At 71.2% G+C, this 12,228-nt stretch carries 6 protein-coding genes; 3 read left to right on the top strand and 3 right to left on the bottom strand.

From position 1 onward, the window contains the following. Positions 1 to 15 precede the first annotated feature (15 nt). Positions 16 to 2,727, bottom strand: a complete 2,712-nt coding sequence (locus ACWEPL_RS43535) for a bifunctional acetate--CoA ligase family protein/GNAT family N-acetyltransferase (protein WP_363966225.1) — start codon at positions 2,725 to 2,727, stop codon at positions 16 to 18. A gap of 141 nt (positions 2,728 to 2,868) precedes the next feature. On the opposite strand from ACWEPL_RS43535, the gene ACWEPL_RS43530 reads away from it, so the two are divergent. Then, positions 2,869 to 3,762: a carbohydrate kinase family protein gene (locus tag ACWEPL_RS43530; protein WP_350723205.1), complete on the top strand. Its 894-nt coding sequence runs from the start codon at positions 2,869 to 2,871 to the stop codon at positions 3,760 to 3,762. Positions 3,763 to 3,841: 79 nt separating this feature from the next. Next, positions 3,842 to 6,541, top strand: a complete 2,700-nt coding sequence (locus ACWEPL_RS43525; protein WP_363966227.1) for an ABC transporter substrate-binding protein — start codon at positions 3,842 to 3,844, stop codon at positions 6,539 to 6,541. Between the two features lie 5 nt (positions 6,542 to 6,546). Here ACWEPL_RS43525 and ACWEPL_RS43520 read toward each other — a convergent pair whose 3' ends face one another. Continuing rightward, complete coding sequence (locus ACWEPL_RS43520; protein WP_363966229.1) at positions 6,547 to 8,652, bottom strand: RecQ family ATP-dependent DNA helicase; 2,106 nt, start codon at positions 8,650 to 8,652, stop codon at positions 6,547 to 6,549. A gap of 102 nt (positions 8,653 to 8,754) precedes the next feature. Beyond that, positions 8,755 to 9,576: a TauD/TfdA dioxygenase family protein gene (locus tag ACWEPL_RS43515; RefSeq protein ID WP_452439649.1), complete on the bottom strand. Its 822-nt coding sequence runs from the start codon at positions 9,574 to 9,576 to the stop codon at positions 8,755 to 8,757. 158 nt (positions 9,577 to 9,734) lie between these two features. Between ACWEPL_RS43515 and ACWEPL_RS43510 the strand changes: the two genes are divergently transcribed. After that, the coding region (locus ACWEPL_RS43510) for a DNA gyrase/topoisomerase IV subunit A (RefSeq protein ID WP_452439648.1) at positions 9,735 to 12,228 on the top strand (2,494 nt) is incomplete at its 3' end.

Raw genomic sequence — 12,228 nt, 5'->3', positions numbered from 1 at the left:
TTCGCTGAGAGCTGATCAGGACAGCCTCCGGGGGCCGCCGTCGAGGCGTGGGCCCGCCGGGGTGCGGAGGGTGGCGCGGGCGCCGAGGACGATGACCCCCGACTCGCCGACGAGCACCTGGTCCAGGTCCAGCCTGGCCACCTCCGGCAGGTCGTGGGCCAGGCGGCCGACGCGTACCAGGAGGTCTTCCAGGGCGTCCACGGCCACGGGCGGGTAGCCGTACTCGCCGAAGAGCAGCGGGGCCGCGCGGACGGAGCGCACGAGCGCGGCGGCGTCCTCGCGGGTCAGGGGCGCCAGGCGGAAGCCCTGGTCGAGCAGGAGGCGCGCGGTCACCTCGCCGAGCCCGAACGAGACGAAGGGGCCGAACGCGGGGTCCTCGACGACGCCCACGACGGTCGGGACGGCCGGCTGCGGCGCCATGCGCTGGACCGCCAACTCCACGCATTCGCCCAGCTGGTCGGCGAACTCGGCATAGGCGTGGCGGACCATCTCGGGCCCTGTCAGGCCAAGACGCACGGTGCCCGCGCGCCGCGAGGCGCCGGGGTCGGCCACCTTGAGCACCACCGGCCACCCGAGCCGCTCGGCCGCCCGCACCGCCTCGTCCGGCGAGCGCACCACTTCGGCGGGCCAGACGGTGAGGCCGTAGCAGGACAGGAGCTCGGCGGCGTCCACCTCGACCGGCGGGCCCGGCTGCGCGAACGCCCCCTCTTCCGACGCGCCGGTCCGTGCCGGAACGGTCGTGGTAAGGGCCGTCCGGACGAGGGCCTGGGCGCGGACCGTGTCGATGCCGTCGAGCTCCGGCGGCGGCACCGCCGGGTGGGCGAACCACTTCGCGTAGCGGACCACATGGGCCAGCGCGCGCACGGCCTCCTCGGGCGCCGCGTACGAGGGGATCGAGCCGCGCGCGGGAGCCGTCCCGCACCCCGGCGGGCCCGTCTCGACGCGCAGAGCCGCGTGCATGCCCAGATGCCCCTGGAACGTCGCCAGCACCGGCTTGCCGGAGTCCTTCGAGACCCGCAGCAGCTCGGCCGCCACCGCGTCCGTGTCGCCGGGGATGGGCGGCATGTAGATCACGACGGCGGCGTCCACGTCGGGCGAGGCCAGCTCGCCGGCGAGGGCCGCGCCGAACTCCGAGGCCCCGGCGGCGGCGCCCAGGTTGACCGGCGAGCGGGGGTCGAGGCCGGCGGCGAGGCACGCGTCGGCGGCCAGGAGGCCGAGCGCGTCGGAGTTGGTCACGAGCGCGACCCGGGGCCCGGCGGGCAGCGGCTGGTAGGCCAGCAGCTGGCCCACGTCGAACAGCTGGATGAGGTCGTCGACCCTGATCAGCCCCGCCTGCTCGAACAGCGAGCTGATCGCCGAGTCGGGCAGCCGCAGCTCCTCCGCCGAGTGCCCGGAGGGGGTGCCGCCGCTCTTGACCACCACGACCGGCTTGCTGCGGGCGATGCGCCTGGCCAGGCGGGTGAACTTGCGCGGATTGCCCAGCGACTCCAGGTAGAGCAGGATCACCTCGGTCGAGTCGTCTTCCTCCCAGTACTGCAGCAGGTCGTTGCCGGACACGTCGGCCCGGTTGCCCGCGGAGACGAACGTCGAGATGCCCATGCCGCGCTGTGCCACCCGCTGGAGCAGCGCCGTGCCGAGCGCGCCCGACTGGCTGAAGAACCCCACCTTGCCCCGGCACGGCAGGGTGGCGGCGAGGGTCGCGTTGAGCTGGACGGCGGGGTCGGTGTTGGCGATGCCGAGGCAGTTGGGGCCCACGACGCGCAGCCCGTACGAACGCGCGAGGCGAGCCAGCTCGTCCTGCCTGGCCTTGCCCTCCGGGCCCGTCTCCCCGAACCCGGAGGAGACCACGACCAGCCCGTGCACGCCCTTTTCCGCGCACTCCTTGACCACGTCGATCACGCCGGAGGCGGGCACCGCCACCACGGCCAGGTCGACGTCGCCGTCGATGGCCCCCACGCTCGGATAGGCCCGCACGCCCGCCACGGCCCGCACCTCCCGGTGCACCGGATAGACGGGGCCGGTGAAGTCGGCGGCCAGCAGGTTGCGCAGGACGGTCTGGCCGACCCCGCCGGGCTCGCGCGAGGCGCCGATGACGGCGACCGAGCCGGGGGCGAGCAGCCTGCCGATGGACCGGGACTCGGCGCGGTGCTCGCGGGAGAGCGTCACCTCCGTCGAGGTCTCGGTGGGGGTGAGGTCGAGCGTCATGCGTACGACGCCGTCCTCGAACTGGCTCTGGGCCGTGTAACCGGCCTGGCGCAGCAGGCCCATCATGCGCATGTTGGCGGGCAGGACGTCGGCGACGAAGCGTTCGATGCCGTTCTCGCGGGCCGTGGCCGCCAGGTGCTCCAGGAGCACGGAGGCCACTCCCCTGCCCTGGTGCGCGTCCTCGACGAGGAAGGCGATCTCGGCCTCGCCGGGGCCGGTGCGGTCGTAGCGGATGACGGCGACCATCTCGGCGCCGATGGTGGCGATCAGCGCGACCCGGTTGACGTAGTCGACGTTGGTGAACCGCTCGACTTCCCGGTCGGACAGCCGGGGCCTCGGCCCGAAGAACCGGAAATAGATCGACTCGTCCGACAACCGCGAGTAAAAAGAGCGGAGGCGGTCGGCGTCTGCGGGCTTGATCGGCCGGACGTGCGCCGTGCCTCCGTCGGCCAAAACGACGTCGGCTTCCCAGTGGGCCGGATAGTGTGCCTCCACAGTGTCGAGCGTAAACCCGCATTTCATATGCCAAGACCGGAGCCCCTGTTGGGCAACGCTTGTGCATCGACTGCAGCCCGGTGTCGTGGGACCGCCCCACGGGCACCCCGGAAGCTGTTAGTTTTGCCGTGGCCAGGCTCGTTCTGAAGGCAGCAAGGTGGTGACATCATGACGCGGGTCGTCGTGGTGGGCGATCTCATGACCGACGCGGTCGCGCGCGCCCGTTATGCGCTTGCCAGGGCGAGTGACACCCCGGCGATCGTGACCATGCACGGCGGCGGCTCGGGGGCCAACATCGCCTCGTGGCTCGCCGTCGAGGGCGCCGAGGTGGCCTTCATCGGCCGCAGGGGCGCCGACATCACGGGGCGTAACCGTGACATGGAGTTGATGGGCTACGGCGTCGACGCCCGGCTCGTCATGGACCCTGAGCGGCCCACCGGCACCTGCGTGGTGCTCGTCACGCACAAGGGTGAGCGCACCATGCTCTCCGACCCCGGTGCCAACGCCGCGCTGTCGCCCGAGGACCTGCCGCGTGACCTGTTCTCCAGCGGCGCGCACCTCCACCTGTCCGGCTACACGCTGATCAACGAGGGCTCGCGCGACGCGGGCCTGGCCGCGCTCGACATGGCCAGGCGCGGCGGGATGTCGATCTCGGTCGACTGCGCCTCGTCCGCGCCTCTGGAGCGTACGGGCGCCGAGTCGTTCCTGGAGTGGACCAACGGGGTCAAGCTGCTGTTCGCCAACATCGAGCAGGCCAAGGTGCTGACCGGCCGCGACGACGCCGAGGCCGCCGCCAAGGTGCTGACGGCGTGGTTCCCGCAGGTCGTCATCAAGATGAACTCCGAAGGCGCGCTGTGGTACGCCAACGGCCGCCCCGACCCGGTCCACGTGGCCGCCGAGCCGGTCGACAAGATCGTGGACGGCACGGGTGCCGGAGACGCGTTCAGCGCCGGTTTCCTGCCCGTCTGGCTGGCGGGCAAGCCGCCGACCGAGTCGCTGGCCGCCGGCTGCCGCCTGGCCGCGAAGGCCATCGCGCACCTGGGCGCCCGCCCGCCGTTCTAGTCCCGCAGGGCTCCGTTGTGAGCGGTCCTGCACCGCTATGGTGGAGAAAATCGGGATGAGCGCGAAATAAGGGAGCCGGATGCGCGGCGTGCGTCCGTTACGGCCGGGCGACCCCACGTCGGTGGGCTCGTACAAGGTCACCGGCTTTCTCGGCGAGGGCGGTCAGGGCAGCGTCTACCTCGGCGTCTCCCCTTCCGGCGAGCAGGTCGCGATCAAGCTGCTGCACGCCAGGTTCGCCGACGACGAGCAGGCGGTACGCCGCTTCCGCCGAGAGGCCGAGGCGGCACGGCGGGTGGCCGAGTTCTGCACGGCACGCGTGCTCGAGGTCGGAGCCGTCAACGACCAGCCCTTCATCGTCGGCGAGTACGTCGACGGGCCCTCCCTGCAGCACCAGGTCACCAAGGAAGGCCCCGTCCAGGGCCCGGCGCTCATGCGGCTGGCGATCACCACCGCCACGGCCCTGGTGGCCATCCACGGGTCCGGGGTCGTCCACCGGGACTTCAAGCCCAGCAACGTGCTGCTCGGGCCGGACGGGCCCCGCGTGATCGACTTCGGCATCGCCCGGGCGCTCGACATCAGCCAGAGCCTGACCACCGGCATCGTGGGGACGCCCGCGTTCATGGCCCCCGAGCAGTTCCTCGGAGAGGCCTCTCCGGCGAGCGACGTGTTCGCCTGGGCGGGCACCATGATCTTCGCCGCCACGGGGCGCGGGGCCTTCGGCTTCGGGCCGCTGCCCGTGGTCATGCACCGCATCCTCAACCTCGACGCCGACCTGAACGGCGTGCCGCCGGAGATGGCGCCGCTGCTGTGGGCCTGCCTGGCCAAGGACCCCCGGCGACGGCCCACCGCCGAGCAGCTGATGCGGGACCTCATCCGCGCCGGCACCGCCCCGCCACCCGCCCCTCCGGGAGCTCAGCCGATCAGCGCCCCTCAGAAGAACGGGGGGAACCCCCGTCCGGGGGCACCCCTGCAGTATCCGGTCAGCGGCCCCGTACGGCCGCCCGTGCCGGGGGCCTCGACCGAGCCCTCGCGGCGGCGCGGGCAGCGGAGGGCGCTGGTCTCGATCGGGGCGGCGGCCACCGCTCTCGTGACCGGGATCTCGGTGTGGCTCGTGACGCGGACCCATCCCGAGGACCGCCGGCCGGACCCCACTCCCACGTCCTCCTCGCCCGTGGCGGCCTTCGGGGCGGCCGTGACCTCCGTGGCGGACCCTTCGGCCAGGAAGGGCGGGACCCTGCGCGTCGTCTCGCCGTACGAGCTGGAGTCCGTCGATCCGGGGAACATGTACACGATGGAGTCCCTGAACCTGGTCCGGCTCTACGGGCGTTCGCTGACGATGTTCAAGCCGGTGCCGGGGGCCGCCGGGACGCAGGTCGTGCCGGACCTGGCCGAATCGCTCGGCGTGCCGGGTGACGGCGGCAAAACCTGGACGTACAAACTCCGACAAGGCGTGAAATATCAGGATGGCACGCCGATCACCTCCGAGGACGTCAAGTACGCGATCCTGCGGAGCATGGATCCCTCCCGCACCCTGGGATCGAGCCACTTCGACCTCATGCTCGACCTCCCCTCCGGCTACCGGGGCCCCGCCAAGTCATCGAGCGCGAACACCGACTCGGCCATCCAGACCCCCGACGAGCGGACGATCGTCTTCCGTCTGAAGCGGCCGTACGCGACGTTCGACGACGTCGTGCAGCTCCCTGAGACCGTCCCCGTGCCGAAGGCCAAGGACACGCAGGACAGCGTCCTCGCCTCCGGCCCGTACAAGATCGAGAGCGTGTCCGCCGACAAGAAGAAGCTCGTCCTTACCCGCAACGACCAGTGGGCCGCCGCCACGGACCCCAACCGCGACCCGCTCCCCGACCGGTACGAGATCGACTACCAGGTCACCGACGCCGAGCAGCGGCTGCGGGCCGGCACCGCCGATTTCGGCTTCACGACCAGCTCGGCGAGCAGCGAGGCCGCGGTGCTCGCCGACCCGGCGCTCAGGAAACGGGCCGACGTCCCGGTGGGCACGTCCGTGCGCATGCTGGCGATCAACCCGCAGGTGGCGCCGTTCGACAAAATCGACTGCCGCAGGGCGGTGGTCCGCGCACTCAACCTCAGGAACCTCGCCCGCGTGTTCGGCGCCGGACCGGCACAGTCCCGGCTGCCCACGTCGCTCGTCCCGCCCACGGTCGCCGGCGGTCGCTGGTCCGATCCGAACCTGAAGGCCGAGGGTGACCAGCAGGCCGCCAAGCAGTCGCTGGCCGCGTGCGGGAAACCGTCCGGGTTCACCGTGAACTACGTCTATCGGGACCTGGGCGCCGAGAAGCAGATCGCCGAGGTCGTAGAGAACGACCTCGGCGGGATCGGCATCGACGTCAAGCTGCGGCAGGTCTCCACCGCGGAGTTCCACAAGACATACGGCGGCAACCCCGCCAACCTCAAGCGGCAGGGCATCGGCCTGATCCCCAAGTCCTGGGCACCTGACTGGCCCGACCCCGAGTCGTTCCTGTCGTTGATCGCCGACAGCAGGCAGATCACCGACACGTACTCGTTCAACGTGAGCGTCCGAGTCAAGGCGATCGACGATCTCATGGACCGGGCCAGAGCCGAGCTCGACGCGGGCAAGCGTGCCGACCTGTGGACCGAGGTGGAGCAGAAGCTCGCCGACGAAGCCGTGCTCGTGCCGCTCGTCTGGGTATGCCCGGTGCTGCTACGCGGCCAGAACGCCGCCAACGTCCACGTCAGCCCCGTCTTTGGCAACTACGACCTGCTCACCATGGGCCTCAAGTAGGCGCATCACGAGGTGACGGCCAGGGCGAGCGGGAGGACCGCCGGAGCGCCCGCGTGCCGGATCAGGGCCGCCGCCAGCGTCATCGTCCACCCCGTGTCGACGCGGTCGTCCACCAGCAGCACCGGCCCGCCGCACTGCGCGATCGAGGCGCCCAGCTCCTTGGGCATGGCGAGCGTCCCCCGGACGGCCTGCACCCGCTTCGCGCTGTTGAACTGCTGCCCGGGCGCTCCCGCCCGATAGCCCAGCTCGCCGAGATAGGACAGCCGGCCCACGGACGCCAGCCGCTCGGCGAAGCTCCGCACCAGCGTGGGGCGGGTCGCGGACGGAACGCTGACCACGGCCACGGGCCGCTCGCGCCATTCCCAGGACGCCAGCACCTGCACCACGGCCTTGAACACGTCGTCGGACACCGGCCCGTCGCCCCCCTGGAACAGCTCCCGCAGCCGGTTGCCCCAGCCGATGTCGGTCAGCCGCCCGAGCGCGCGGCCGGGCTCGGCACCCAGCTCCGGCTTGATCCGCCCGGACAGGTCGGCCAGCCCGGTGGGCCACTGCCTGCGGGCCTCGATCTCGACGCCGGGCCTGCTCAGCCGCTGGCGGGCGCCCTCGACGGCCTGCGCGCCGATCTCCGGCGAGCGGTGCCGCCCGGTGCAGTTGTCGCAGCGGCCGCACGGCGTGGCGGTCTCGTCGTCGAGGTGCCTGCGGAGGAACTGCTCCCGGCACTCGGACGTCGTCAGATAGCCCAGCATGGCCTCCTGCTCGGCCCTGCGCTCGGCGGCGATGCGGGTGTAGCGCTCGACGTCGTACGCCCACGGCTCGCCGGTGGCCTCCCAGCCGCCCTTGACCCGCCGGACCGCGCCGTCCACGTCGAGCACCTTGAGCATCATCTCCAGCCGGCTCCGGCTCAGGTCGACCGCCGTCTCCAGCGCCGGGGTGGACATGAGGCCGCGCTCTTCGAGCGTCTGGAGCGTGGTCCGTACGACGGGCTCGGGCGGGAACGCCAGCGAGGCGAAATATGACCAGATATCCCGATCCTCGGTGCCCGGCAGCAGGATCACCTCGGCCCGCTCGACCCCGCGCCCAGCCCGGCCGACCTGCTGGTAGTAGGCGACGGGCGACTGCGGCGCCCCCACGTGCACCACGAACCCCAGATCGGGCTTGTCGAACCCCATCCCCAGCGCGCTCGTCGCCACCAGTGCCTTGAGCTTGTTGGTCAGCAGCGCCTCCTCGGCCGCCAGCCGCTCGGCCGGGTCGGTCTGCCCGGAGTAGGCGGCCACCTCGAACCCCTGGTCGCGCAGGTATCCGGCGATCTCGTGGGCGGCGGCGACGGTGAGGGTGTAGACGATGCCGGAGCCGGGCAGCTCGCGCAGCGTCTGCGCCAGCCAGGCCAGCCGCTGCTCGGCGGTGGGCAGGCGCACGACGCTCAGATGCAGGCTCTCCCGCTCCAGCGCCCCGCGCAGCACCAGCGTGCCGTCGCCGTCGTCGCCGGGCAGGCGCATCTGCTCGGCCACGTCACGGGTGACGCGGGCGTTGGCGGTGGCGGTGGTGGCCAGGACGGGGATGCCCGGCGGCAGCTCCTCGAACAGCGTGGCCAGCCTGCGGTAGTCCGGCCGGAAGTCGTGGCCCCAGTCGGAGATGCAGTGGGCCTCGTCCACCACCACGAGCCCGGCGCTCTCGGCCAGCTCGGGCAGGACGTTGTCGCGGAAGTCGGGGTTGTTGAGCCGCTCGGGGCTGACCAGCAGCACGTCGACCAAGCCCTCGGCCACCTCGCCGTAGATCTCCTCCCACGCCTCGGGGTTGGCGGAGTTGATCGTGACGGCCCTGATGCCGGCCCGCTCGGCGGCGGCGATCTGGTTGCGCATGAGCGCCAGCAGCGGCGAGACGATGACCGTGGGGCCCTCGCCGAGCTCGCGCAGGAGCCCGGTGGCCACGAAGTAGACGGCCGACTTGCCCCAGCCGGTGCGCTGCACGACGAGCACCCGCCGCCGATCCAGCACCAGCGCCTCGATCGCGGCCCACTGGTCCTCGCGCAGCACGGCGTGCTCCCCGGCCAGGGCCCGCAACCGCTCCTCGGCCTCTTCACGCAGCATCGCGACATCGGGGGCTTCACTCATGCCCCCCTTGTTACCAGCTTTCTCCGACGGAATGGGCCGGTCGCCGCCATACCCGCCCCGCATTCGGCGGAACTGTGACCTCAGGGGGCTTACCCGCACCCGCTATTTGTCGGCGTGCTCGGGGAAGGAGTTGATGGTGACCCGGTGCATGCGGCGGCGCTCGGTGTAGTCGGCCACCGCGTAGTGCTGGGTCGGGCGGTTGTCCCAGAACGCCAGCGTGCCGGGCCGCCACCGCAGCCGGAGCTGGTACTCCGGCGACCGGATGTGGTCGATCAGGAGCGGCAGCAGCGCCTCGTTCTCCCGGTCCGTCAGCCCCACCAGGCGGGTCGTGGAGGCGCGGTTGACGAACAGGGCCTTGCGGCCGGTCTCCGGGTGCACGCGCACCACCGGGCGCACCATCGGCGGCCACTTGGCCTGGATCTCGGCCAGGTCGAACGGGTGCCCCTTCGCGATCGCCTTCTTCATCGACATCGTGATGTCGTGCTCGGCGGTCAGCTCGTCGCACAGCCGCTGCAGCGACGGCGAGAGCGTCTCGTACGCCAGGTACGTGTTCGCCCAGCACGTGTCCCCGCCCACGCTGGGCAGCTGGACGCAGCGGAGCAGGGAGCCCATCGGCGGGGTGGGCTCGAAGGTGTTGTCGCTGTGCCACTCGTCCCCGCCCTCGCCCTTCGGTGAGGTCTGGTCGAGGACGTGGATGGGGCTGGTGGAGTCCTTCTTGAAGGCGGGGTGGTTGAGCGTGCCGAAGTTCAGGGCGAATTGCAGGTGCTGTTCGTCGTCGATGTGCTGGTCGCGGAAGAACAGCACGAGGTGCCTGAGCCAGCCGGCCCGCAGGGTGGCGACCTCTTCCTGCGACAGCGGTTTGCGCAGATCGACCCCGGTGACCTCGGCGCCGATATGCATGGTCACGGGATGGAACTCGATCATGACGCCTCCGGATACAGGTGGGAACCCTCGGCCCGAACGTACGACCCAAGCAATTGCTTGGTCAAGGGGCGTCCGGGAGAGCCTTCCGTACACGCCGGGCGCGACTTGTGACGCCAACGAGTCGCGGGCACCCGAATACCTTCGGCACAATGTTCGACATGGCCCGACGCACGACTGCACCCCCGCCCGAGGACTTCGAGGAGCGGATCGTCGACATCGACGTCACCTCCGAGATGCGCACCAGCTATCTCGAGTACGCCTACTCGGTGATCTACCAGCGCGCCCTGCCCGACGCGCGCGACGGCCTCAAGCCCGTGCAGCGTCGCATCCTCTACTCGATGAGCGAGATGGGGCTGCGCCCGGATCGCGGCCACGTCAAGTCGTCGCGCGTCGTCGGCGACGTCATGGGCAAGCTGCACCCCCACGGTGACAGCGCCATCTACGACGCCCTGGTGCGCCTGGCGCAGCCGTTCTCCATGCGCCTGCCGCTCGTCGACGGCCACGGCAACTTCGGCTCGCCCGACGACCTGCCGGCCGCCATGCGATACACCGAGGCCAGGCTGGCCCCGGCGGCGATGCTCATGGTCGACTCCCTCGACGAGGACACCGTCGACTTCAAGCCCAACTACGACGGCCAGGAGACCGAGCCGGTCGTCATGCCGTCGGCGTTCCCCAACCTGCTGGTCAACGGCACCAGCGGCATCGCGGTCGGCATGGCCACCAACATGGCGCCGCACAACCTCAACGAGGTCGTGGCCGCCGCCCGCCATCTGATCAAGAAGCCGGACGCGACGCTGGACGAGCTGATGACGTTCGTCCCGGGTCCCGACCTGCCGACGGGCGGCTCGATCATTGGGCTGCAGGGCGTGCGCGACGCGTACGAGACGGGGCGTGGCACGTTCCGCATGCGGGCCAAGTGCGCGGTCGAGCAGATCACGCCCCGCCGCAAGGGCATCGTCGTCACCGAGCTCCCCTACAACGTCGGCCCCGAGCGCGTCGTCACCAAGATCAAGGAGCTGGTGAACGCCAAGAAGCTCCAGGGCATCGCCGACCTCAAGGACCTCACCGACCGCCACAAGGGCCTCCGGCTGGTCATCGAGATCAAGAACGGCTTCATCCCCGAGGCCGTCCTGGAGGAGCTCTACCGGCTGACGCCGATGGAAGAGACGTTCGGCATCAACAACGTCGCCCTCGTCGACGGCGAGCCGCGCACGCTCGGCCTGCGCGAGATGCTCCAGGTCTACGTCGACCACCGGCTCGAGGTGGTGCGCCGCAGGTCGGAGTACCGGCGGCGCAAGCGCGAGGAGCGCCTCCACCTGGTCGACGGCCTCATCATCGCCCTGCTCAACATCGACGAGGTCATCCAGGTCATCCGCTCCTCCGACGACTCGGCCGAGGCCCGCACGCGGCTGATGGACGTATTCGATCTGAGCGAGATCCAGGCCTCCTACATCCTGGACACGCCGCTGCGCCGGCTCACCAGGTTCGACAAACTGGAGCTGGACCGGGAGAAGGAGACGCTGAGCGACGAGATCGCCAAGCTGACCGAGATCCTCTCCTCCGACGCCAAGCTGCGCCAGGTGGTCTCGGGCGAGCTCGCCGACGTGGCCAAGAAGTACGGCATGCCGCGCCGCACCGTCCTGCTGGAGGCGCCGGGCGTCACCCGCACCCCGGTCGCGGTCGTGGACCTGCAGGTGGCCGACGACCCGTGCCTGGCGCTGCTGTCCTCGACCGGCCTGCTGGCCCGCACCTCCGACGCCACGCCGCTGTCCGGCGAGGGCGAACGGTCGGCGCACGACGTGCTGGTGTCGGTCGTGAAGACGTCCGTACGCGGCGAGGTGGGCGTGGTGACGTCGCTGGGCCGGCTGATCCGGATCCAGGTCGTCGACCTGCCGACCCTGCCGACCACGGCCAACCCGCCGTCCCTGTCGGGCGGGCACCCGGTGTCCGAATACGTCTCGCTGCAGCCCGACGAGAAGGTCGTCGGCCTGGGCTCCCTCGACCCCGACGGCCCCGGCCTGGCCCTGGGCACGGCGCAGGGCGTGGTCAAGCGGGTGGTGCCCGACTATCCGGCCAACCGCGACGACTTCGAAGTGATCACGCTGAAGGACGGCGACATCGTGGTGGGCGCGGTCGAGCTGGTGTCGGAGTCGCACGACCTGGTGTTCATCTCCTCCGACGCCCAGCTCCTGCGCTACCCGGCCTCGCAGGTGCGCCCGCAGGGCCGCCCGGCGGGCGGCATGGCGGGCATCCGGCTCGACGGCGGGGCGCGGGTGATCTGGTTCGGGGTGGTGGATCCCGAGCGTCCCGCGCACGTGGTCACGATCGCGGGCTCCTCGACCGCGCTGCCCGGCACGCAGGTGGGCGGCGGCAAGCTGTCCGACTACGCCGAGTTCCCGGCCAAGGGGCGGGCGACGGGCGGGGTCCGGGCACAGCGGTTCCTGAAGGGCGAGGACGAGCTGCTGCTGGCGTGGGCCGGTCCGGCACCGGCCAAGGCGGTCTCGGCGGTGGGCAAGCCCGTGCCGCTGCCGGAGGAGATCGGCCGGCGCGACGGCTCGAGTCATCCTGCTCGTAGGAATCGTCCTGCTCGTACGAGTCGAAGTCCTTCTTCTCCTGGTCGTGCGAGTCGAAGTCCTTCTCGTCCCGACCGAA

The sequence above is a fragment of the Nonomuraea sp. NPDC004186 genome (assembly GCF_053603495.1).
The sequence above is the reverse complement of the archived record's forward strand: the minus strand, read 5'-3'. Positions and strand labels throughout refer to the sequence as shown.